Consider the following 22,655-nt stretch of genomic DNA (forward strand, 5'->3'; position numbering starts at 1 on the left):
ACGCCCCAGATTCCAACATCTGGAAGCGCATGACAATATGTTGTCTTGTTCGATCTCACCTCTTCTATCTTTCTGCGTATTTAAATCATAATACACTATGTTTTATTTTACATGGTACAGACTATTTGGGATTTACCAATGTACATACTCGATAAAGGTAAACTTTTAAAAATTAAATGATTGACTTCGAAAGTTTTCAGCAGAAACTGAATGTTGTTCAGATACAATGATTATTGTGTGTACAACATAAGCTGCGAGTATTACTCATACGTATATAAACTAATGTAAATACATAATGCAACAAATAGTGATTGAGCATTTACTCGAAAACATTAATAGAATCGACACTTTTTATTACTTTAGCAGGATTGCCCCCAGCAACTACCATAGGGGGAATGTTTCTTGTTACAACGCTACCAGCTGCTATTACACTACCTTCTCCAATGGTTACGCCTGGAAGAATAATAGAATTAGCACCAATCCAAACGTTATTTTTGATAACAACAGGATTAGAATCACCAATTGTATTAATACGATTAGAGGGATTATCGAAAGACAAATCATGGCCACTACCATCTATGATTTGAGTATTGGCAGCAATCAAGCAATTCTTTCCTATTGAAATTTTCTCATAGGCGTGAATACAAGTACCATGAATTCTTGTATTATCACCTATAATTATTTCAGCGTTGGGTCTATCTGCATATAGCTTAACGGGTGAATGCATGTTAATGTGATAGCCCTTGTTTCTAGAATTTAATGTTACATTATTTCCCATTACTATCTTTCCTCCATTTCTAATATCCACAATTGGGGAGTCAATTACTTTTAGTTTTGTACCAAATGTGAGTCCTTTAGTTCTCTTGAGCTTATTAAAGATTAATTTTCTTTTAAGTCGATATATGATTTTTTGTAACATGAAAATATCGTCTCCCTATAATAGTATATAGTTGTATAATAACATTTAATTCATTATTAGGTTTACCAAAGTGAATAATATTTGCTATTAAGTTAAGTATGATCCATTAATAAAAAAACACAGTAAAAAATGGCGGAACAGTAAACTTTCTAAACAACACGTAAGTACCTTTTTATGAGGAAGATGATTTTGATTTTCCTGTCTCTCCGTATGTTGCAATGAAAAATGGTATGCTTCTGTGTCATACTTATCATAGCTTATACAGTACAATCAGCTTGAAAAGAATGGTCGAGGCAATAGAGGATACATTAGGAAAGAATGCTGAAATCAATAAAATATCTCTGCAGCTTGGAGATGTAAATAGGACATTTGCGAAAGTGAGCAAGGCAAAAGAAGTATTAGGATACAATCCTTCTTGTGATATTGAGGACGGGATAAGGAATTTTGTCGAATGGTATAAAGCTTCAAATGACAAATAAGCAATAACATATAGGCTGCTCTGTTCAATTTTTCCATTCAATCCTATACATCCCCCTACAATTTTGGTACGATACCACTAAATAAACAACTGCATAAACCGTACGATAAAGGCAAAACCATTGAAAAGTGGTGACGCAAAGCTAGAGGGGCTTATCTGTAATCAGAATGCCAGCCAGCTATCGAATATCGTACCTCCCGTCGTGGTTTATGTGAATAAATGGAGGGTCTTCATATGCTCATACGCGAAATTTTTGTACGTGAGTGGCATCAGCTTTGTATTGCATTTCATGAAAACCTATGGGAAGATTGCTTGGATGAAGAAAAGCGCATGGAACTCTATTTAAAGATCATATATCATAAGAATAAATTAGCGGCAGTCGCTCTTCCGTAAACCAACCCTTAGCGTACCCGTTATCGTTAAGAAGATGTTATATCCCAAGCTGACGCCTTATCCGTATAAGGTATCAGCTTGTTTTTTTTATCTAATAAAAGGAGAATCATATGTGGATATTGCTCTTGCAACCGCACATATGAACCAAAAACAATGAAAAAATGGAATATGAAACTTGCTATTCTTGCAGGTGCTGTCGTAATTATTGGTCTTGTGATCTATGGTGGTACGAGCTTGTATTCCAAGCTGAATCAAGTGAATGAGTTGAATGAACGTTTAAATGAATCGGCTGAGGCAGCCGAAGGATTGGAATCACCGGTTCCGACAAAGGAGCCAGCTGATCAAATAGAACAGACACCGGCTGCTGAGCCCACGCTAGCCCCAGAGCTAGTACCTTCTACTCAGCCTGACGATGTCATTCAGCCTACTCCCACTGCAACTTTGACACCTGAACAAGCGTCTAATAACGTAGACAAGGGTCAGAAGCCGGAGAAAGCAGCCACGAGTTCAGAAGAGAAGTCCCGGAAGAAGAAAGAAATTGATGCTTCGGTCACTGCCAAGCTAGATAACCTGAAGTCATCCTGCCAAGCAGCTAGTAGAAGTCTAATTCAGCAGATCACGGATGAGCTGAGTGGTAATGAGGATGCTACGCTTGCGGATATTCAGTCCAAGTATCTGAGTAAGGTCATAACGGCAGAGTCGGATTGTGATTTAAAGTTTAATGAATTGATAAGCAATGCCAAGAGTGAGTATAAAGCAGCCGAACTAGGCGATCAGCCCTTTCCTGATTGGAGCTCGCAATACGAGAATGCGAAGGCAGGGGCTAGAGCCGATGCGCTTGCTGCTATTGTAAATTCGATTAAGTAGCTATATAAGTTGAATTTAAAAAATGATCTACTCGCACAGCGTACAAAACGTAAATTTCTAGTTCAACTTATATGGTTCTATTATTTTGAGGAGGATCTATGAAACAGTCACGTATATTATCTATTTTTCTTGTTGCTATGATGCTATCTTCCGTATTTGCTGCCGCTGTATCGGCAGCGACGACAACAATCAAGGTCAAGACACAGCAGATTGGTCTGCAATTTGATGGACAAGCGCTTAAACTGCCTGACGGTCAGTATTCTTTTATATATGAAGGACGTACTTATGTGCCAATCCGTTATATCTCTTACGCGCTGCAAAAATCTGTGCACTGGGATGGCGCGAAGGCTGCAGTCTCAGAGCCGACAGAGAAAGAGCTTGCTGCGCTGAAGAAGCAGCTTCAAAGTGCAGCTGCGGGCAGCCAGAAGCCACAGGCAAGTGTTGAAATTGCGATTCAGCCTGTAAAGGCATCGTTGGTATTCGATGGGAAGACGGCATCCTTGCCGAGTGGGCAATCCATTTATAACTACAAAGGCTCTATCTATGTGCCGATTCGCTTCTTGTCTGAGTCAGTAGGGACGCAGATTAGCTTTGACCCTATTACGAAGACAGTTAGTGGAGAGTCTGCTGCATATCGAGCTGGGCAAGGAACAGGTGGAGGCGCCGTCGACGGTGGTACTACTGGTAATGCTGGCAGTGGCGGAACAGGCGGCGGAGTGGTTAAACCGACTTATGAGCAAATTACAGCAGATACCGAATTAAAGCTTGCTGCTTTGAAAGAAAGCTGCTGGGCGACTCTGACGGATATTGGTCTTCAATACCTGGCGGCAAGTGCTGTGGATCAACCTAGCATTAAGGAAAAAGGGCTTCAGAAGCTGAACAATTGCTCTGTAAAGTTTGAGGCGATTATGTCAGATGCTACAGCTAAGCTGACAACAAACGGATATAGCACGGATATTATTGCTACTTACCGTGATACCTTCAACAAAGAGCTGGAAGCAGGAAGAGCTCTTGCGGAGGGCATAGCTTAAAAACACAAAAAAAAGGGACAGTAGTGAAGTTGCATCGACTTCTCTATTGTCTTTTTTTTTGATAGTAAAGACACTACCAAAGTCCTAATTTTTACGTTAAACTACTATTATTAACAAATTTACAATCATACAGCAGCGCAGATGAAATAAGTGTGGCTTAGCAAAGTCACCTTTGAATAGAATCCATGAAGCAATATTAGTCTTATCCAATGATTGCTTGATTATTCTTTAAAGAGGCTGCTTCCTATGGGAAGGGTGAACAGTTATCAAAGATAATATCCTAAATAAGCAACAGCTAGAGCGAATGATAGAGATGCTTCGGCAGGAAATGGTCGGAAAATTGTTGTTGAGCCAGTCTTATCATGCTGAAGAGGTGTTAGGGGCGAGTCAAGCTCTGGATCGAGTATTAAATTGTTATGATTGTTTACGCTTTAATAGAAGCTGTGAGAATGAGATGAAATGTGAGTCACGCTCTCTATTGTTAGGAGATTCTTATGTTATTTAAAGAGGCGTTTACGTTTATTGTTTCTATACTTATACCAATAATCCCCGTTCTCATCTTTGAATAGCCGTATGCCAAATATTTTTAAAGGTGTAGATAATTCGGTAAACATTAAATAACTGGACATAGGGATCTCCTCGCTTTAGTTCTTATTTAGTTATAATACCAAACTTTAGTCTTATTGACTATAATAATAACAGGATATTTGTACTATTATTTTTCCGTCTGCTGAAAGTGTATCATAATACTATAGTTGATCTTTCAGCTGTAAAATAGTGATCGTTGTCATCTTTTTTGTCATATGACAGTTTTTTATGCTGGCTATTTTCACGTATGATAGAAAGGGGGAAAGCAAGCGGCATTGCAGGAGGTGCAAGTAAATTGAATAAAACGAATAAGTGGATGCCAACTATTTTATGGGGATTATTGCTTGTTGGATGGCTCGGGCTCTTGTTCCTATTCTCGTCTCAGACGTATGAGCAGCAAAGTATTCAGCCCTTTCTTCGCAGTCATTTTAGCTATGAACAGCTTGTAAGCTGGCTGCCTGATGTTACGATTACTTATCGAACCAGCGTCGTTAATTCTCACGATCGGCCATATAGCTTTATTGAATTCTTATTTCGCAAAGGTGCGCACTTGTTTGTATACGCAGTATTTGCTGCCATGCTTTATATGTTCCTGCGTGCTCTGAGCCGCGGCCGCTGGTTCATTTCGATGGTTATTACGCTATTAGTAGCGATAGCTGTTCCCGCTTTGGACGAGTGGAACCAGCTTGGCTCTGATGAGCGTACGGGCAGCGCGACAGATATTGTGCTTGATTTTGCCGGTGGATGTGTAGGATTGCTTGTCTGTTTATGTATTTTGGGATTGGTGAGATTGTGGCGATTGCGATCACGGAAACGGTCCTCATATCGATTATAAAGAAAGCTGTTGTTCAAACGATATCATCGGCTGAGCAGCAGCTTTTTTTTGGCTGCGAGCCTGACTCTTAATCGATCTCTAATAGCAACTTTTCAAACCATTATGCGTCTAGATGGTATTGGTTACATAAATTGTTAATTCGGAGGACTGCGAGTGAAAAAGGCCCTTACCTTGCTAATCGTTGTTATGTCTTTCCTGTCATTAGGGAACGAAGGTTTTGTGCACGGAGCGAAAGCTCAAATCATTAAGGATATCCCTTTGACCGGTATTATCGACATTGATGATCGAAGCTATTCTGAGCAGTACTATGCTTTGCAAGAGGACGGAACGATATGGATAATGACTGGCAACGAGCCTGCAGTTAGAGGTCCGCGAATTGAAGGTGCTGTAAAAATATCAGGAAATCTTGTTCTTACTGCAAATGGAGACGTATGGGCTTGGGGTGCTAACCCTGCCGATCGTCCGAAACGTATCGAACAGCTGTCTAATATTGCGGATATTAGCGTAGGGCCTGCGAATATGGCTCTCAATGATAAGGGGCAGTTATACGTATGGGGAAGCCTGTGCTATGTATCACTTATGAGACCTGATTTTCAAAATAATCAAGTACATTCATGTTCTCCCAGCGAAGGATCGCGAGCAGATATCGATCTAGCAAACCTTCCTAAATTCGCGCTTGAGAATGTGCTGGCCATACGGAGCTCACTGCAAAGCTTGATGGTGCTGATGAATGATGGGAAGACGGTTCAACGGTATGGCATCACTGACTTCTTCACGGATATGGGCATGCATAGTATGGGGCAAATCTGATTGGGTGGAAGGATCGGTACAGCGGATACAGCCCTTGAAGAACATTGTTCAGCATGCCATTGCCCTAAATAGCGGTACTGCCTTGGATAAGGATGGCATCGTTTGGACATGGGGTAATCGTCGTAATATGCCTTATAGCGGGAAGCCGGACAAATTGAGAACCAAGATTGACGCGCAGCCAGCAACGCGACAGCTGTCATTAAAAATTAACAGTGCGTATGTCGCTTCGAATCCCGGTCCCATCCAAATGAACGGGGTCACCCTCGTGCCGCTGCGTGTATTATTCGAGTCGATAGGCGCAAAGGTTAACTATGTTAACGACAAGATTACGATCTCTTATGGCAAACAAGTGCTAGAGATAAAGGTATATGATACAAAGGCTGTAATGAACGGGAAAAATCTCAAAATGAATGCAGCGCCAACGTCTTATCAGGGTAAAACGTATGTGCCTGTCAGGTTTATTTCAGAAGCCCTTGGTGCGGCTGTCGAGTGGGATCCCGCGGACAGCTGTGTCGTTTTAAAGCTGCCTATAGCAGCTTCTAAGTGATCTTATTTTGCTTCCTGGCGGCGTAAGAAAATAGTTAAGGACAAAGTGGTCTGCTATCCCTTATAATCGTCTAGATATTATGTAGATTCGGTAAATGTGGGGGAATTGGAGCTTGCAGCGCTATGAGGAATTAGATTCACTTAGAGGATTGGCGGCACTTGCCGTTATGATTGGCCATTTCTTATTGGTGTTTGCGCCAATTGCGCAAAATACTTCCGATCTCGGCTTTCTAGATTACCCGCTTAACCTATTTAAATACACACCGCTGCATGCGGTATGGGGCGGTCATGAAGCGGTCATTATGTTTTTTTGCTCAGCGGCTTCGTGCTTTCCCTACCGTTCTTCAGCAATCGTCAGCAATCGTATTCGAAATATGTAGTTAAGCGAATTTGCCGTATTTACTTTCCGTTCCTCGCTGCCTTGCTTATCGCCATATTAATGAGGGAAATCGTCTACGTGTCGAAGCTGACGAACTTGACGAGCTATTATAATAATATGTGGGTGATCCCTCCGAATGTGAGCTCGATCATTCATCATTTGCTGTTTGTTGGGAACTACAATACGACGAGATACGACCCGATTCTGTGGACGCTCGTTCATGAAATGCGCATCTCGCTATTATTCCCGTTTATTATGTTTATCATTGTAAAGAGCAGTTGGAAGCTGGGTCTGCCGCTAGCTCTTGCTTTATCCATTGGTGCGGAAATATTGCTCGAAAATGTTGAGACACGATATATGACAAACTTTGTGATCTCGCTGCATTATGCCTCCTTCTTTATTATAGGTGCGCTGCTTGCAAAATATCAGAAAGAGCTGAAGTCAGCATTTTCTCGAATAAAAGGTTGGCGGCTCATGCTGCTGCTTGTTATCGGACTTTGCTTCTATTCGTTCAAATGGATCGGTTATGGCGAAGATTTCCATGATATGCTCATGCCGCACGGCGGCGATTGGATGACGGCTATAGGCGCTTCGATATTTATTGTTGCAGCGCTATCCTCTGTACGTTTATCCAGGCATCTACAGCGAAAACCATTACTTTTTTTGGGAAAAATCTCATACAGCCTTTACTTGTATCATATGATTGTGCTGTTGTCGCTCGTTCATCTGCTGAATAGCGAGCTGGAAACAACATTTATCGTCATACTCGCCTTTGTTGCCTCGTTCGGAATGGCAGCGCTAAGCTACTATTTCATTGAGCTGCCATCCATTCGTTTAGGCAAGTGGTTAACGGGCTGGGGAAAAAAAACGAATACAGCTGCTGACAAGCACGGAGCCCGTGTATCCTCCAATTTATAAAATAGCCTCTCGGCATTCGCAGTGGCAGATGGGACAAGGGATTCCTCGTACCATCAAACTTGCTTTCCTCCTACGCAGTAGGGGGATTTTGTTCTTTAATTCCATATTTGATCATGGGGGACATTATAGAAACTTTTAGCTATTTTCTCTAAAATACCCTTGACTTTTCCTTTATTTTTCCAAAAACGCGTGTAAAGGGTTTTTTTTACCTACTCGCGATTGGAGTGCATCGATTTGAAACCTGTTCTTGTTCCACACACCGATTACCAAGCCTTTGTTCTTCGGCAACTTCGCACACATTACAGCACGGGTCTCGTTCTTATCCCTAAGGATTGGCAGCTTGCACTTAAGCTATGGCAGGCTGATCTCTCATCCATCACTACGTTTCTTCATGACTCTTATGCCGATCGCGGTCCACTTCCACGCGATCCTGCTTCCTTGCTGCGTTCTTAGGGGGTTCGCCTTTGACGATCTTCCCAGCGTCGGTACCTTCTACGATTTCTTACGGCGCCTATGGCCTGCCGTAGATAATGTCCGGTTTATTTTGTTATTAAACATTGCGATTTGCATTGATTTTCAAGGTGTTATGGTTCTAGAATGGTAACATGATATCTCAGCATCAATTAAAGGAAAGTAGTTGAGCTGATCAGGAGGCCAATGTATTCGTATGAGGAGAACCATCGTTATTTCAGACATTCATGGCTATTATCAGACTTTCGTTGCGTTACTCAATATGGTTCAGTACAACGCTATTCATGATCGGCTTGTTTTGCTTGGCGACTATGTAGATGGCGGGCCTTCGTCTCTTAAAGTTGTGCAGTATGTGAGAGGATTGGCTAAATTAAATGGGGTAAGTGCAATTGGCGGTAACCATGACGATATGTTTTTAAATTGGCTGGATGATAAAGATTATATCCTTTCTCCCTATACGTCAGCCCGTAATGGAGGCATGCAAACCATTCGTTCGTTCTGTCCTTGGTATGAGGATGAGTCGGATGATGTGAAGGCACGAAGTTTTATTAAGCAGAAGTACGCAACTGACATACATTTTCTTCGCAATTTAAAATATTTCATAGAAGATCAACACCATATTTATGTACATGCTGGTATTGATCCGCAATTATCACATTGGCGCCATACTTCTACCAAGGATTATCGCTGGATAAGGGGGAAATTCCATGCTCATGATGGGATATTGCCTATCTTTAAAAAGATTGTATTCGGACATGAGGTAACCGCTAGGCTGCATCATTCGAAACAATTTGATCCTTGGTTTGGGAAACAAATGATCGGTATCGATGGCGGTATCAAGTTCGGGTACCAGCTAAATGCTTTAATCATTAGCGAGCAACAGGAATATACGTATGTGAGTATAGAGAGTAAGGATTGAGTGAGTAATCATCATTTTTGGATTAAAAAGGGGTTTAGTCTCTAATAAGGAACAATAAAAGCCGATATAACTAAAAATAGTCCTTAAAGGAGAAATGGATTCATGCTTCCCACTTATGAACAAGCAATGACTAATGTCAGCCTACCATATGATGAACTGAATCATATCAAAGCAGAAACGAATCAAAAGCTGCTTAGGGCGGCTGCTTTATTTCTAATTTGTACGATTATTTTGATGGTTACATTTCTAAATGTGGAATACTCTCTTCTAACGATTTTTATTATTGGTTTATGGCTCGTTTCCTTGTGGTATACATTTAGAGTTTTTCGTAAAGGGAGAGCCGTCTACAATGCGGAGCTAAAGCAAGCAACAATTGGAGCCTTTGCAGACAATATGCTTAAGTATGCCAAGCTGCCCTACGAAACAGATGAGTATGAAAAATATTGTAATTATGTACATAATGCTCGAATTAGCGATGAATGGATTGATGCGAGCGAGCTGTTCGTGTTCGGAAACAGACATATTACCGGTGAGGATTATTTTGAAGGAAAATATGGCTTAACCGAATTCCATATGTCTGAATTGAAAATCACGATAGAGAATCGTTTCTCTGATGCAGATGGTTATACTACAAACCAAAAAGATCTTGCTTTTAAAGGAGTATTATTCATAGCTGATTTCAAAAGGGAGTTTTCTGGCCTAACAGTAATAGAGACAAACTTTTTGAAGTCTACTAGCACTGCGGGTCGGTTTTTTGGTAAAATGCTGCAAAAAGCTGCTTCGACAACCAGCAAGAGGGCAAAGGCGATTGAGCTTGAACATGCTGAATTTAATCAGTATTTTACTGTTCGTACAGATAACGAAGCTGAAGCACACAGTATTCTAAGCCCATCATTAATGGCTCAGATGCTTGATTTCTGTAAAAGATATTCAAGCCCGATGATGATCTCATTCCATCATTCTTCTATGTTTGTTGCTGTATGGTCGCAAAAAAACTTTATTGATAGTGGCATTAAGAAGAAGCATGGCGAGTATGATCTGAGAAATGTTTACGATGAGATGGCTGTTTTCTTCCATATCATCGAGGATCTTGATTTGAATGATAGAATTCGGAAACAGAAATAAAAGGACGACGATTTATCAGAACTCGTTACTTTTTAATCATATCGTAGAATCATTGGCTGCGTCTTTGTGACGCGGCCTTTTTTTTCATTCCGCGGACGGAAGGCGCCATATTAGTGTTTACCTACTCGCGATTGGAGTGCATCCATTGTTTTTAATTCATCCCCTAATTCTGTCCATTTAATTCCGAGAGGCTATTAAAAAACAGAAAATTTAATGAAGGCACGGTTCTCTTAGCGGGAGCCGTTCTTTTTTATGAGCAGAGTATAGCGGGAAAATGTTCATGGCAGCAATTTTACCCATGAGAGAAGCGCTGTCGGTATTTGCGCGGCGATATGCCCTCGTATTTGGCGAAGCAGGAGGTGAAGTAGGCGGCGTGGTTAAAGCCCACCTCTTCACCAATCCGAGCGATGGGCAGGTCAGTCTGCAGCAGCAGAAGCTTTGCCCGCTCGATGCGGAATCGCATTAAATAATCGAAGGGCGCACAGCCAAACTCCTTCTGCATGCATCTGGCAATATAGACAGGATGAAAGTTGATGCTCTCCCCAAGCTCCTGCGCGGTTATATCCTCCTGGTAATGCTCACGCAAATAGGAGGCGGCCTGCTCTGCGCAAAGGGCGGAGGGTGAGGGACCCGCTGTCTCCATGGAGGCCGATAGATGCTCGATAACCTCTTGAAACACAAGCTGCTGCTTCCATTTTACGCTAGGGATATGATCGTTCATATTAAGCTGGACAAGCTGGCGTAGAAGATTATCCATCTTCGAGGGCTGCAGCAGCTTGGCGAATTGAGGCAGCTGCTTCGTGAAGGTTTGTGTAGTGTACTTGTTGGACGCAAATATGTTCTCGTCTTTCGGCTCAGCGGGCTCAGCTGAAAGGGATTGATCGGACAAGCCCCACTTTCCCAGCGTCTGAAAATGAATCCAATAATAGCCTGTTTGTTCTTGGCAGGCACGCGTAGCATAATGATAAGCATCCGGTCTTAAAATAAGTGAGTGCCCTGCGCTCACTTCGTATTCCTGTGCTTCCTCGCCAAGGTATAAACAGCCGCTGGTGACTACAAGCAGATCGAACACTTCAATGTTGCGCCTGCTCGGATGCTTGCGTCCGGTCGGGGCTACCGCATAACCTCCGATTATATAGTGGGGCAGCGGTGGAACGGTCAGATGAAGGATGGTCATAGCCCTTGTGTTCTCCTTGTATGATCGAAGTTTGAATCGTTATAGTTTGCGTTGTAAAACTGATACATTATGCTCAGTATAGCATCTATAATTTGTAATGACGATTCATGATCGAACAACAGATACGGGCTGCTTGATGGCGGTCAGTGCAGGGGGAAACTTGAATGGCTTTATCACACAAAAAATTATCGCTCTGGATGTTGGCATGGCCTATATTTATTGAGCTGTTTTTACAGTTTTTGCTTGGCGCGGCGGACACATTAATGGTAAGCCGAATTTCAGATGACGCGGTTGCGGTTGTTGGCTTCTCCAATCAGCTGTTTCAAGCTTTAACCACGTTGTTTATTACGGTTGCGAGCGGAGCGGGTATTCTCATTGCCCAAAAAATCGGCTCGCGAAACAACGAGGATGCACGTACGATTGCGATTATGGCGGTAAATGTGAGTGGGATTATCGGCCTTGGTCTGAGTGTACTGCTATTTCTAATTCCAGGAGAAATTGCTTCGATGCTTCAGCTTCCAGAGCAGTTGATCCCTATGGCGAAAACCTATATATCTATTGTCGGCGGCGGTATGGTGCTCATTGCGTTAATGTCTGCACTGAGTACGGCCATTCGCAATACAGGCAATACGAAGGGTCCGATGTATACGGCGATTGGCATGAATGTGGTGCATGTGTTTTTTAACTATGCTTTTATTTTCGGGGCGTTCGGTTTTCCAAAATGGGGCTTGATGGGCGTTGCCATCTCCACGGTGCTATGCCGCTTGCTCGCAACTATCGTGCTGTTCATTATGTTCCTCAGCTCCTTCGAGCGCACGATTAGCTTGCGTGATCTTAATGTGTTTAATCGCAAGCTGTTCGGCGATATTGTTCGCATTGGATGGCCGCTCGGCGTCAATATGTCCTGCTGGGTATTTACACAGCTGCTTATCTTTACGTTTCTCGCCATGCTCGGCTCGAATGAGCTGGCCGCGCGAACCTATATGAATACGCTCGAATCATTCTGCTTCATGCTGGGCTACTCCATTGCGCTGGCGGTGCAAATTCAAATTGCGCATTTGTTCGGAGCGGGCAGGCTGAGGGAGGCATATGGTCTTGCCTTTCGAGCGATGTGGATCGGTCTTGCTATCGTAACCGTTAATGCGTTTATTATCTTTATGTTCGGGAAGCAGCTGCTCGGCATATTTACAGACAATAAGGAAATTATTACGCTTGGTGTATCGCTTCTAGGTATGAACCTGCTGCTGCAGCCGGGCAAAATGGTCAACATGGCGCTTGGTAATTCGCTTAATGCCGTGGGAGATACACGGTTTACGATGTGGACGTCTGTGTTCTCTATGTGGCTGGTGGCGACGGGGCTCGCTTATTTTGTCGGTATCGAGCTCGGTTGGGGCTTAATCGGCATTTATGCCTGCATGATCTTGGATGAATACATTCGAGGAACACTGTCGCTGATTCGTTGGAGAGGCAAGAAATTTCTGCGCAAAGCAGAACGTCATGAAGCCGATGCCAAGGCGATAGCAGCGGACGGTACAGGTGGAGCGATGCATAAAGCGTCTGTCCTTGATGCGTAATAAAAGAGTATACTAGTAGAAGGAATAAACAGCGGCTTAGTTATTAGAGGCTGCTGTTTGCCGTATATACAGTAAGGGAGCGATATGTAGTTATGGCATCGATGGTCATTATGAATGAAAAGATACGAGCTTCAGAAGTGCGCCTAACAGGACTGCGCGGCGAGGAACTCGGCATTGTCTCGCGCGATGAAGCGCTGGCAAAGGCGCGGGAGCTGAAAGTGGATTTGGTCTGCACCTCGCTGATGAGCAGTCCGCCGCCGTGCAAGCTGGTTGCCAAAGGGCAGGCCAAGCAGCAGGCGGATCAAGAAAAACGCGGTGCGAAGGTAAAGGATCAGCCGAGCAAGGTGAAGGAGCTTCGCTTAACTCCGCATATTGAGGAGCATGACTATGATACGAAGCTGCGGCAATCCGCGAAGCTGCTCAGCTCTGGCAATGCGGTACAGCTTGTGGTGAAGATTCAAGGAAAGGAAGGGCCGAAGGCAAAGGAGCTGCTGGAGCGTATGCTGAAGGATTTGGCGGACAGCGGCAAGAAGCAGTCCGGTATTCAAGTCAGCGGAAAGCAAGCAGCAGTGCAGGTGCTGCCTATCTAGCGGCTGCGCAGGCGAAGCGAATTGCGTCATGCTCGCTGTAGAATTGTATGGATGGAGGATAAAGGTGGCGTCATCATGTATGTATGCGCTTACCTTTCTTTGAGCGATAAGCTTAACCGTCCGATCATCGTATTTGTTTCATAATGACTAGCTATGAGGTGAATCATTTATGAAGAAAACTATGCACACAGGCCCCATAAAGCTGCCGCGACGCCCCGATCCGAAGCTGTGGGTGAGCAAAGCGCCCTTCGGGCTTGGACGCATCAAGCCGCATCATATTCGCGATACGCTTAAGGTTGCATGGGACAACCGAGACAATTTGCCGTACGCCTATCGGATTCTAACGCAAGGGGTATGCGATGGCTGTGCGCTTGGCGTATCCGGCTTATACGATCAAACGCTGGACGGCCCACATCTTTGCACCACAAGGCTTAATGTTCTGCGTTTGAATACGATGCCTGCAATTAAGGAGACTGTGCTTCACTCTGATATTGATGAGCTTCGGAGGCTCGATAGTACGCAATTAAGGAAGCTGGGCAGACTGCCGTACCCTTTAATTCGGAGCAAAGGAGAGCGCAGCTTTCGAAGAATTTCGTGGGAAGATGCGCTGGATCGTATCGCAGAGAAAGCGCGGGCGATTGATCCGAAGCAGCTTGCTTTCTATTTAACAGCACGAGGCATAACGAATGAATCGTATTATGTGGCTGCGAAGGCAGCAAGGCTCATTGGCACCAATAATATTGATAATGCTTCGCGGATTTGCCATTCGCCATCCAAAACAGCGATGAAGCGCTCTATTGGCGTAGGCGCCTCTACATGCAATTACAAGGATTGGATCGGCACGGATGTACTCGTATTCTGGGGCAGCGTGGCGGCGAACAATCAGCCGGTTTCAACCAAGTATATGTACGCAGCCAAACGCAAGGGTACAAAAATTATCGTCATTAATCCTTATCGCGAGCCAGCGATGGAGGGCTACTGGATTCCGTCTATTCCGGAATCGGCGCTCTTCGGCACGAAGCTTGCCGATGATTTCTATCAGGTGAATATTGGCGGGGACATTGCGCTTATGCACGGCGTTATGAAGAGCTGGTTCGAGATGGAGGAGCAGGAGCCGGGCTCTGCGATCGATCATGCTTTTGTTCATGCGCATACGAATGGATATGAGCAGCTGAAGGAGCATATCCAGAAGCAGGAGTGGGGACTGCTGGAGAAGTCATCCGGTCTGACAAGAGAGCGGATGAGCGAGCTCGCTTCCGTGCTTGCGGCAGCGAGTACTGGCGTGTTCGTCTGGAGTATGGGACTGACGCAGCATCGCTTTGGTACGGACAATATTTCTCAGGTGGCCAATCTTGCGCTGCTGCGAGGCTTCCTCGGTCGCGAGCATTGCGGCTTGATGCCGATTCGCGGTCATAGCGGGGTTCAGGGCTCAGGCGAAATGGGTGCAGACCCGTTCAGTCTGCCTGGCGGGGAGTTCAAAGGTGAGGATATCCGCCGTATTGAGGATCTTTGGGGCTTTGAGCTGCCGGCTTGGCAGGGGGATATTGTCGGCGTGTCTTTGGAGAATGCCGTGCTGCCTGAGCAGCACGAAAGAAAGCTGAAGCTGTTCTATACATCGGGCGGTAATTTTGTCGAGACGATGCCAGACCCTGATTTTGTGAGGAGCTGCTTAGAGGCTGTTGATATGAGGGTTCATCAGGACATTGTGCTGAACAGCTCCACTTTGCTCGATGCTGCGGAAGAGGTAATCGTTCTTCCTGCTATGACAAGGTATGAGCAGCCAGGAGGCGGGACCTCGACCTCGACGGAGCGAATGGTTTATTATTCGCCAACGATTGCCGGTCCGCGAATGGAGGAGGCGCGTGCGGAGTGGCAGATCTACGCGGATTTGGCTGCTCGCATTCGTCCTGAGCTTAAGGCAGCCATTAAGTTTAAGGATGCTGATGAGGTTAGGCGGGAGATTGCATTAGCCTCTCCAAATTACGTAGGGATTGAGCTGCTGCATAACCAAGGCGACGTCTTTCAGTGGGGAGGGGCGTGGCTATGTGAAGGCGGCTTCTGTCCGACCATTGATGGCCGTGGCAGCCTGCTCCCTATTGAGCTTCCGGAGCTGCGCAAGCCCGAAGGTCATTTCTATGCGACAACTCGTCGAGGCAAGCAGTTCAACTCGATGATTTATGGGGAGAAGGATGCTTTCAACGCTGCAGGCCGATATGACGTTTTGATGAATGAAGCTGACCTATCCGAGCTATCGGTTCAGGAGGGTGACGCGATTGTGGTATATAACCGCAGCGGCAGCTTCCATGGCAGAGCGAAGCGGGAGGATATTGCGAGGGGGAATATCGAGCTGTATTGGCCGGAGGGCAACAGCTTATTCCCAAGAGGCGTATACGAGCCGCTTGCGGGCATACCTGAGTACAATGCATCGGTGATCGTGGAGCGGGCCGACACTTACCATGCTTTTAAAGATACAAAATATGTGGAGAAGCGTATTGTAGAGCTGGAAATTGAGCCGCCGGCATGAGGAGGAGGTTGGAGCGCAGGTAGGATGGTGTAGGTGAGAGGTAGAGTTGCGAATGTGAGTGCAGATGCAGGAGAAGGTGCGTGTAATTGCAAGGAGAGGGGCGGTTTTATGGAGCTTTCCAATACGACACAATGGCGCATTCTCAAATACGCCGGCAGTATGCCCCTGGAGCTGGAGGATGAGATTGCTGCGGAATTTCCGTTAACTCTAAAGCTAGACGGCGAAGAATTTGCTACCTTGGTATGCTCGCCATCGAACCTGCAGGAGCTTATCATTGGGTTCCTCGCTTCCGAGGGCGTCATACGTGCGGCAGGGCAGTTAAGGTCGTTAAATATTCATGAGGATACCGGCATGGCCTACATAGAGCTTGAGCATAAGCACACGCTTAGCCATGATCACTATGCCAAACGGTTTATTGGCTCTTGCTGCGGCAAGAGTCGGCAGTTTTATTTTCACAACGATATGCTGACTGCCAAAACGATCATGACACGTACGCGTATAACGCCAGAGCAATGTATTCGCTTCATGCGTGAGCTGCAGGAGAGCTCTCCTGAGTTTCGCAGCACAGGCGGCGTTCATAATGCAGCGATTGGAACGCCTGAGGAGCTGCTTGCGATAAGGACGGATATTGGGCGGCACAATGCGCTGGATAAGCTATTTGGCTACTGCCTGCTGCGCCGGCTTCGCACCTCAGATAAAGTCATCGCCTTCAGCGGCAGACTCTCCTCGGAAGCGGTGCTGAAGGCTGCCAAGATCGGCTGCGGAATTATGCTCAGCAAGTCAGCGCCAACGGATCTCGCCCTGCGCTTGGCGGAGGATCTAGGCATTACCTGTGTTGGTTTTATACGAGGCGGGGAGATGAATGTGTATACGCATCATGAACGGATTGATTTTGGGAAATGATTGACAGTGTGGAAGCTATTATATATCATTTAATGAAAATGATTCTCACTACATAAGAAGAAGGAGCCGACGATGCTTTTACGATTTTTTGCTTACTATAAGCCTTACAAAAAACTGTTTATGCTCGATTTTTGCTGTGCGGTAGTGCTTGCTATTCTTGAGCTTTGCTTCCCGCTGGGGGTCAGCTATGTCATAGACACATTGCTGCCGGACGAGAATTGGGGACTTATTGTTACAGTGTGCGCGATACTGTTAATTGTTTATATCATTAATACTTTATTGTCGTATGTAGTTACCTACTGGGGGCATATGCTCGGCATTAATATTGAGACGGACATGAGGAAGAAGCTGTTTGATCATGTGCAAAAGCTTTCGTTCCGTTTCTTCGATAATACGAAGACGGGCCATCTGATCTCGCGGCTTACGAATGATTTGTTCGAAATCGGAGAGGTCGCCCACCATGGACCGGAGGATATGTTTATTGCGGTAATGACGCTCATTGGGGCCTTCGGCATTATGGCCTATATTAATTTGGAATTAGCTATTTTAACGTTTGTTATCGTTCCTATTATTATTTGGCTCGTGCTGTTGTTCAATGGCAAAATGACCAAAGCAGCGAATCGGTTGTTCTCGGATATGGCTGATTTTAATGCACGCGTGGAGGATACGGTCGGTGGTATTCGTGTCGTACAGGCCTTCTCGAACGAAAGCCATGAGAAAAAGCTGTTCAAGGTCAACAATCTGCGCTTCCGGGAAGCGAAGCTGATTTCCTACAAAATTATCGGCTTGAACTCGTCTATTACGTACATGCTGATGAGGCTCGTATCTGTGTTTGTGTTGATTGCAGGCACATGGTTTGTTATTAAGGGAGAGCTTAAGTATGGTGAATTTATTAGCTTTGTGCTGCTAACGAACATCTTTTTTAAACCAATTGAAAAAATTAATGCGGTCATTGAAAGCTATCCGAAGGGAATTGCCGGCTTTAAGCGTTATGTGCAGTTGCTGGAAACGGAGCCTGATGTGGCAGACAAGCAGAATGCGGTCGAGGTGGATCGCTTAATCGGAAATATCGAGTACCGGAATGTTACGTTTGGTTATGAAGGAGAAGCGAAGGTGCTTGAAAATATTGATCTCACGATTCGTGCAGGCGAGACGATCGCTTTCGTAGGCCCTTCCGGCGCTGGCAAAACAACGCTTTGCAGCCTGCTGCCGCGCTTCTACGAAATCGATGGCGGTAGCATTACGGTTGATGGTTATGACACACGTGATCTGAAGCTGGTATCGCTGCGGAAGCAGATTGGCATCGTACAGCAGGATGTATTTCTATTCGCGGGGACGATTCGTGAAAATATTAGCTACGGCAAGCTCGGCGCATCAGAGGCGGATATTTGGCAAGCCGCTCGCAGAGCGAAGCTTGAGGAGTTCATAGGTGCCCAGCCGCAAGGGCTGGATACCGTTGTTGGTGAACGCGGCGTGAAGCTGTCCGGCGGACAGAAGCAGCGCCTTGCCATTGCGCGGATGTTCCTCAAAAATCCGCCGATCCTTATTCTCGATGAAGCGACATCAGCGCTTGATACGGAAACGGAAGCAGCGATTCAGCAATCGCTTGCTGAGCTTTCGGTAGGCAGGACGACGCTAGTGATCGCGCATCGTCTGGCAACGATCAAGAACGCGGATCGGATCGTTGTCGTAACCGAGGACGGCATTGCCGAGCAGGGCCGTCATGAAGAGCTCGTATCCGCAGGCGGCATCTACAGTCGTTTGCACCATGCGCAGTTTGGAAACAGAGAAACGATTACAGTTGAATAAAGAGTAGGCTGTCAGGCTGTCGATCCATTGGGGTCGGCAGCCTTCTTTATGTGATAATGTAACAAATTGTTGTGAATTTCGTCTGAATAGAATAAATGTAAAAAATTACATAGTTAAGTGGTGGGAGTATGAAAAGATTACTTGTACGGAGCATGCTGCTGCTTTTAATTACAAGTTCTATTGTCACCGTTAGCTGCCAGAAGCAGAGCTCAGATATCATACGAACAACAAACGAGGCACCGAGCTTCATAACGAACGAAACAAAGAAGCCTATCCGAATATAGAAATTGCGAAGGACGGCCGAACAGAGTCTGAGGAGTATGCCTACGCAATCAGCGATGACCAAAATAACGAAAATAACTATTTGCTATTTGAGATAAAAGCTGGTGTCGTTTCGCATATAAAGATATTCCATCTCATTCCCTAACGTCTTGATGTATTTCACTTCGGTTTTAGGAGGAGTTACTCTGGTTAATTCGAGCTATAGGTTTGGTTTGAGGAGTAAGTGTATATTTTAACGGTAGTATTTCCATGTAATGAATTGGATCGCGTACTTATCGTAGAATTTTCAGGAGAAAATCCTGTTATTCTGGATCGCAAAGCTGTATGGAGCTGAATTTGTGAGATTACGCTTGCTCTCTCATGTCATCTTTATTTGCTAATGGAGCTGCGCTACTAGGCTCATCATCTATAATGCCGCGCGTGGAGCTGCGGAATTCACGCAGTGTATCACCGAATGCCCGGCCGAGCAGAGGAAGCTTAGCTGGCCCAAACACGATGAGCGCGATAATCAAAATAATGACTAGCCCTGAAACACCAATGTTGTTTAACATGTGAAAGTCTCCTTTTGGTTCAAGTTGGGTTTGGAACGGCGGCCAGACCGACATAAGCGTATTTACGTGAGCCGTTCAATCGCTCAGGAGTTAGCAGTCCTATTTTTGTAGGAAACAGGATGATCAGCGGCATTTCGAAGGCGACGCCGACAAGAAACAACCGATAACGATGATCAGCCTTTTCCTAAGCTCGGTCAAGTGATTGGCCAAATCACCCTGCAAATCCACGAAACCACCTCGCAAGTACAAGCTTATATCTATTTAACTTCTTTGATATTTCATTATATTAACCAGTTCAAGTGCCTTTATGCGCTGGATTTCCTTAAAATATAGGAAAGTATATCATTTCGTCATACTGTCTCTATATTTCTCCGGAATGAAACGCGCCACCGCCAAAAGGACGGCGACAGCCGTTTCACCTTGTCTGAAAATCTATGGAATGTGATACATATGCCAGATGGTTTGGGGAACGGTATTAAATAATCTCAACTTAGGAGGAGGCAATATAACCGATGCTCAAAAACAAAGGATTATTATGGATTGCCATCATGGCATTAACGATAGGCTTGGCGGCCTGCGGCGGCAACAAAACAAACGATAAGAAGCCTCCTGCCGAAAATAATGGTGGAACTACGGTTAATACAGCAGCAGCGGAGACCGTGTATGCCAATAACTGCGTGAGCTGTCACGCGGTGGATCTTTCCGGCGGCGTTGGGCCTGATTTGAAAGCGGTGGGCGCTGCTATGTCTGTGGATCAGATTAAAAAACAGATTGAAAATGGCGGCAACGGCATGCCAGCTTACAAAGGACAGCTTAGTGATGCGGAAATTGCTGCACTCTCCTCTTGGTTAGCTGAGAAAAAATCGTAATTGAAGCACGACTTATGCGTGGAATAGCAGAAAGAGGAGCAGTCTGCTCCTCTTTCTTTTGCTGAATGCGCTTAAGTTCAAATGTCGCCTACGGGCAGCAGATGAATACTGCCACGAAACAACGCATTAGCATAGCTATAGCTAGTGCCCGGCAACCTACGCTGTACTTTTTGCAACAGAAACCTCACATAACTGCTGATTCCAACCACTACAATGTAATATTGCAGCAGAATTAACGTCTAAGGGATAATTTTCACCCTAAAATAGGAAATCAATTGTAAAAAGTGCAGTGTACGTCAGAAGCTAGCGTAGTAACATCAAATCTACTGTACAAAGTGCAGTGTAGTGCCGGGAGGCCATTGAAAAAGCTCCGATATTTTAAACATGAGGTACTTCCTCATCTTGTTGAGACTGCTGTCTCAATTATTCTATATCATCCAGCTTAGCTTGTCCGCGGTATTGCAATGCTTCAAGAAAAGAAAGAGGTGACTTTTGTTAGGGCACCTCGTACTCGCTGATTTTAATATCTGGCGTAATACCAAGCTTGAATGTTTCGCCTGGAATCGAGATAGGCTGTATTTCATTTCCCTTCTCATCCACAAGAACATGACGAATGCCTCTAGGCGGCCGTGGGCTTGAGGTTCTATAACTGCCGCTCTCTGAAATTCGAATGACCTCGTATCCTTTAATTTTTGGAATAGGAGGATAGTCGGATTCTCCATAATGAATGACGACCGTACCATGAAAGCTCTGCGGTATTTTGTGAATAATGGGCCTGCTTTTCTCCGTTTCAGAAGATAAGGTGTGGATGGGGAGGATGATTATAATTAGCGCTGCGAGTGTGAAAAGTATATAGCCTCGCCCTTTGGCAGCGATAACGGAGCCTAGGGTAAAGACGAGTGCTGAGCTTGCAAAGAGCAGGGTGAATAACCCGATCTCTGGTGAAAAGAGGCTTCGGAACGGACCGATTCCAAGGCCCATTAGCAAGGGGACGGAGACAGCCGCCACAACGCTTAATCCAATAAGCAGGGCAGCTCTCAGCAGGATCGCTGTTTTTCTCCACCGGTACATGAGCGTGTAAAAAGGTAATATTAGAAATAAAAAGGGAGGGAGCGTCCAGCCGATGAATTTGCTCGACTCACTCCCAAGTCCCTGATCGTAGACAATCGACAAATAAGAAAGATAGGCGAGTACACCTGCAAAGTAACTGGTAATGGCGACTAAGACAAAAAATAGCTTTTGTTTCATATCCGTTGACCTCTTCTCTTCGTAATGCCTCCCTGCTCAACAAGTATATGGTATATATGAAACCATGCAGTAGTTCTATCTTTCATAGTACCCGCCGCTACATCTCCTTGCGCTTGAAATAGAGAAGGCCGATAGCAAGGAACAAAATAAAGCTGCCCATGACCGTAATGAGCAAATTTTCGAGCGGCAGCGCGAAGGCGCCGAATGTTTCATCTCCGAAGCTTAGCATGGCAAGCATAGGCTGCGCCCAAGGATAGTAGGGTCCGAAGCGTTCCGAGTTGACGATGAGCATATTTGGAATGGTGAGCATGACGTTAATGACCAGTGGAGCTGCGAAGCTGCTCCAGCTTACGGACACAAGCAGCTGCAATGCTGCAAGCGGAAGGCAGGCCAGCCAGCCGCTCCCGACTCCTATCAACAGCGTGCGCCACGGCACACCGCCATCGATGCCTTGATAGGCTGCTGACACGACGACAGCACCAAGGAACAGCAGCTGCGTAACGGCAAGCAGTATCGCGACTACGCTGAATTTTGCAAGATAAAGACTTGTTCTAGATACAGGCAGCGTAAGCAGCTGCTTCCAGCCACCGCCAGTATGCTCGTATCTGCAAACGAAGGCGGAAAGAATCCCCGTTAGAATCGGTAAAAACAGCATCGCATGGAAGGCGGCCATTGAAGAAACGAGGATGGAATATTCCTCAGCTGGACTGGCTGCGCCAAATGACTCAAGGGATAGGAATATTCCGATAGCAAGAGACACGAGCGGGCTAAGCAGGACGAGTATCCAGATGAAGGACTTGGACAGCTTTAACCGTTCTGAAGCGATTAGTCGAACAAAACCTTTCATAT

22 protein-coding genes and 1 riboswitch are annotated in these 22,655 nt (G+C 45.3%); of the genes, 16 read left to right on the forward strand and 6 right to left on the reverse strand.

Annotation, left to right across the window (positions count from 1 at the left end; genetic code table 11):
* Nucleotides 1–319: 319 nt before the first annotated feature.
* Nucleotides 320–919, reverse strand: coding sequence for an acyltransferase (locus tag MHI37_RS02150; RefSeq protein WP_076337029.1), 600 nt, complete (start codon nucleotides 917–919; stop codon nucleotides 320–322).
* A 579-nt stretch (nucleotides 920–1,498) separates the two neighbouring features.
* Nucleotides 1,499–1,583, forward strand: a riboswitch (cyclic di-GMP riboswitch).
* Nucleotides 1,584–1,943: 360 nt separating this feature from the next.
* Here MHI37_RS02150 and MHI37_RS02155 point away from each other — a divergent pair.
* From MHI37_RS02155 to MHI37_RS02200, 10 genes are all read left to right on the forward strand, one after another.
* Nucleotides 1,944–2,657, forward strand: coding sequence for a hypothetical protein (locus MHI37_RS02155; RefSeq protein WP_076337031.1), 714 nt, complete (start codon nucleotides 1,944–1,946; stop codon nucleotides 2,655–2,657).
* A 98-nt stretch (nucleotides 2,658–2,755) separates the two neighbouring features.
* On the forward strand, nucleotides 2,756–3,688 hold the full coding sequence (locus tag MHI37_RS02160) for a stalk domain-containing protein (protein ID WP_076337032.1): 933 nt from the start codon (nucleotides 2,756–2,758) through the stop codon (nucleotides 3,686–3,688).
* Between the two features lie 883 nt (nucleotides 3,689–4,571).
* On the forward strand, nucleotides 4,572–5,111 hold the full coding sequence (locus MHI37_RS02165) for a VanZ family protein (RefSeq protein ID WP_076337034.1): 540 nt from the start codon (nucleotides 4,572–4,574) through the stop codon (nucleotides 5,109–5,111).
* A gap of 153 nt (nucleotides 5,112–5,264) precedes the next feature.
* Nucleotides 5,265–5,921, forward strand: a complete 657-nt coding sequence (locus MHI37_RS02170) for a hypothetical protein (protein ID WP_076337035.1) — start codon at nucleotides 5,265–5,267, stop codon at nucleotides 5,919–5,921.
* A 34-nt stretch (nucleotides 5,922–5,955) separates the two neighbouring features.
* A complete protein-coding gene (locus tag MHI37_RS02175; protein WP_179090216.1) occupies nucleotides 5,956–6,468 on the forward strand; it encodes a copper amine oxidase N-terminal domain-containing protein in 513 nt (170 codons plus the stop codon).
* A gap of 112 nt (nucleotides 6,469–6,580) precedes the next feature.
* Entirely contained in the window at nucleotides 6,581–6,847 is a 267-nt protein-coding gene (locus tag MHI37_RS02180) for a hypothetical protein (protein WP_144023683.1), read from the forward strand.
* Nucleotides 6,793–7,764, forward strand: coding sequence for an acyltransferase (locus tag MHI37_RS02185; protein ID WP_179090217.1), 972 nt, complete (start codon nucleotides 6,793–6,795; stop codon nucleotides 7,762–7,764). Before MHI37_RS02180 ends, MHI37_RS02185 begins: the two co-directional genes overlap by 55 nt.
* Before the next feature lie 234 nt (nucleotides 7,765–7,998).
* Nucleotides 7,999–8,217, forward strand: a complete 219-nt coding sequence (locus tag MHI37_RS02190) for a hypothetical protein (RefSeq protein WP_076337038.1) — start codon at nucleotides 7,999–8,001, stop codon at nucleotides 8,215–8,217.
* 214 nt (nucleotides 8,218–8,431) lie between these two features.
* On the forward strand, nucleotides 8,432–9,154 hold the full coding sequence (locus MHI37_RS02195) for a metallophosphoesterase (protein WP_076337039.1): 723 nt from the start codon (nucleotides 8,432–8,434) through the stop codon (nucleotides 9,152–9,154).
* 102 nt (nucleotides 9,155–9,256) lie between these two features.
* On the forward strand, nucleotides 9,257–10,279 hold the full coding sequence (locus tag MHI37_RS02200) for a DUF3137 domain-containing protein (protein WP_076337040.1): 1,023 nt from the start codon (nucleotides 9,257–9,259) through the stop codon (nucleotides 10,277–10,279).
* Between the two features lie 292 nt (nucleotides 10,280–10,571).
* Here MHI37_RS02200 and MHI37_RS02205 read toward each other — a convergent pair whose 3' ends face one another.
* Entirely contained in the window at nucleotides 10,572–11,456 is an 885-nt protein-coding gene (locus tag MHI37_RS02205; protein ID WP_076337041.1) for a helix-turn-helix domain-containing protein, read from the reverse strand.
* Between the two features lie 164 nt (nucleotides 11,457–11,620).
* On the opposite strand from MHI37_RS02205, the gene MHI37_RS02210 reads away from it, so the two are divergent.
* From MHI37_RS02210 to MHI37_RS02230, 5 genes are all read left to right on the forward strand, one after another.
* Nucleotides 11,621–13,030, forward strand: a complete 1,410-nt coding sequence (locus MHI37_RS02210; RefSeq protein WP_076337042.1) for an MATE family efflux transporter — start codon at nucleotides 11,621–11,623, stop codon at nucleotides 13,028–13,030.
* A 101-nt stretch (nucleotides 13,031–13,131) separates the two neighbouring features.
* The gene (infC, locus tag MHI37_RS02215; RefSeq protein ID WP_076337089.1) at nucleotides 13,132–13,620 is read left to right on the forward strand and encodes a translation initiation factor IF-3; all 489 of its coding nucleotides are present in this window, start codon (nucleotides 13,132–13,134) and stop codon (nucleotides 13,618–13,620) included.
* A gap of 169 nt (nucleotides 13,621–13,789) precedes the next feature.
* Nucleotides 13,790–16,144 (forward strand): FdhF/YdeP family oxidoreductase, encoded by a 2,355-nt coding sequence (locus MHI37_RS02220; RefSeq protein WP_076337043.1) that lies wholly within the window; start codon nucleotides 13,790–13,792, stop codon nucleotides 16,142–16,144.
* A 108-nt stretch (nucleotides 16,145–16,252) separates the two neighbouring features.
* Nucleotides 16,253–17,047 carry a formate dehydrogenase accessory sulfurtransferase FdhD gene (gene fdhD, locus MHI37_RS02225; protein WP_076337044.1) on the forward strand — a complete coding sequence of 265 codons (795 nt, stop codon included), beginning with the start codon at nucleotides 16,253–16,255 and terminating at the stop codon, nucleotides 17,045–17,047.
* Nucleotides 17,048–17,119: 72 nt separating this feature from the next.
* Nucleotides 17,120–18,856, forward strand: coding sequence for an ABC transporter ATP-binding protein (locus MHI37_RS02230; protein WP_076337045.1), 1,737 nt, complete (start codon nucleotides 17,120–17,122; stop codon nucleotides 18,854–18,856).
* Between the two features lie 626 nt (nucleotides 18,857–19,482).
* Here MHI37_RS02230 and MHI37_RS02235 read toward each other — a convergent pair.
* The gene (locus MHI37_RS02235) at nucleotides 19,483–19,689 is read right to left on the reverse strand and encodes a twin-arginine translocase TatA/TatE family subunit (protein WP_076337046.1); all 207 of its coding nucleotides are present in this window, start codon (nucleotides 19,687–19,689) and stop codon (nucleotides 19,483–19,485) included.
* Between the two features lie 19 nt (nucleotides 19,690–19,708).
* Nucleotides 19,709–19,849 (reverse strand): twin-arginine translocase subunit TatC, encoded by a 141-nt coding sequence (locus tag MHI37_RS02240; RefSeq protein ID WP_256710524.1) that lies wholly within the window; start codon nucleotides 19,847–19,849, stop codon nucleotides 19,709–19,711.
* Between the two features lie 352 nt (nucleotides 19,850–20,201).
* On the opposite strand from MHI37_RS02240, the gene MHI37_RS02245 reads away from it, so the two are divergent.
* A complete protein-coding gene (locus MHI37_RS02245) occupies nucleotides 20,202–20,558 on the forward strand; it encodes a cytochrome c (protein WP_076337047.1) in 357 nt (118 codons plus the stop codon).
* Between the two features lie 495 nt (nucleotides 20,559–21,053).
* On the opposite strand, the gene MHI37_RS02250 is transcribed toward MHI37_RS02245, so the two are convergent.
* The gene (locus tag MHI37_RS02250; RefSeq protein ID WP_076337048.1) at nucleotides 21,054–21,806 is read right to left on the reverse strand and encodes a hypothetical protein; all 753 of its coding nucleotides are present in this window, start codon (nucleotides 21,804–21,806) and stop codon (nucleotides 21,054–21,056) included.
* A 97-nt stretch (nucleotides 21,807–21,903) separates the two neighbouring features.
* On the reverse strand, nucleotides 21,904–22,653 hold the full coding sequence (locus MHI37_RS02255; protein WP_076337049.1) for an ABC transporter permease: 750 nt from the start codon (nucleotides 22,651–22,653) through the stop codon (nucleotides 21,904–21,906).
* Nucleotides 22,654–22,655: the final 2 nt, after the last annotated feature.

The organism is Paenibacillus sp. FSL H8-0548, from assembly GCF_038630985.1.
Classification (GTDB): Bacteria; Bacillota; Bacilli; order Paenibacillales; family Paenibacillaceae; genus Pristimantibacillus.

What these genes read in the sequence shown, in the direction of transcription:
- MHI37_RS02230 (WP_076337045.1), top strand. Translation starts at nt 17,120, where the DNA reads ATGCTTTTACGATTTTTTGCTTACTATAAGCCTTACAAAAAACTGTTT.
- MHI37_RS02255 (WP_076337049.1), bottom strand. Translation starts at nt 22,653, where the DNA reads ATGAAAGGTTTTGTTCGACTAATCGCTTCAGAACGGTTAAAGCTGTCC.
- MHI37_RS02245 (WP_076337047.1), top strand. Translation starts at nt 20,202, where the DNA reads ATGCTCAAAAACAAAGGATTATTATGGATTGCCATCATGGCATTAACG.
- MHI37_RS02210 (WP_076337042.1), top strand. Translation starts at nt 11,621, where the DNA reads ATGGCTTTATCACACAAAAAATTATCGCTCTGGATGTTGGCATGGCCT.
- MHI37_RS02150 (WP_076337029.1), bottom strand. Translation starts at nt 919, where the DNA reads ATGTTACAAAAAATCATATATCGACTTAAAAGAAAATTAATCTTTAAT.
- MHI37_RS02250 (WP_076337048.1), bottom strand. Translation starts at nt 21,806, where the DNA reads ATGAAACAAAAGCTATTTTTTGTCTTAGTCGCCATTACCAGTTACTTT.
- MHI37_RS02220 (WP_076337043.1), top strand. Translation starts at nt 13,790, where the DNA reads ATGAAGAAAACTATGCACACAGGCCCCATAAAGCTGCCGCGACGCCCC.
- infC (WP_076337089.1), top strand. Translation starts at nt 13,132, where the DNA reads ATGGTCATTATGAATGAAAAGATACGAGCTTCAGAAGTGCGCCTAACA.
- MHI37_RS02155 (WP_076337031.1), top strand. Translation starts at nt 1,944, where the DNA reads ATGAAAAAATGGAATATGAAACTTGCTATTCTTGCAGGTGCTGTCGTA.
- MHI37_RS02160 (WP_076337032.1), top strand. Translation starts at nt 2,756, where the DNA reads ATGAAACAGTCACGTATATTATCTATTTTTCTTGTTGCTATGATGCTA.
- MHI37_RS02195 (WP_076337039.1), top strand. Translation starts at nt 8,432, where the DNA reads ATGAGGAGAACCATCGTTATTTCAGACATTCATGGCTATTATCAGACT.
- MHI37_RS02235 (WP_076337046.1), bottom strand. Translation starts at nt 19,689, where the DNA reads ATGTTAAACAACATTGGTGTTTCAGGGCTAGTCATTATTTTGATTATC.
- MHI37_RS02205 (WP_076337041.1), bottom strand. Translation starts at nt 11,456, where the DNA reads ATGACCATCCTTCATCTGACCGTTCCACCGCTGCCCCACTATATAATC.
- fdhD (WP_076337044.1), top strand. Translation starts at nt 16,253, where the DNA reads ATGGAGCTTTCCAATACGACACAATGGCGCATTCTCAAATACGCCGGC.
- MHI37_RS02200 (WP_076337040.1), top strand. Translation starts at nt 9,257, where the DNA reads ATGCTTCCCACTTATGAACAAGCAATGACTAATGTCAGCCTACCATAT.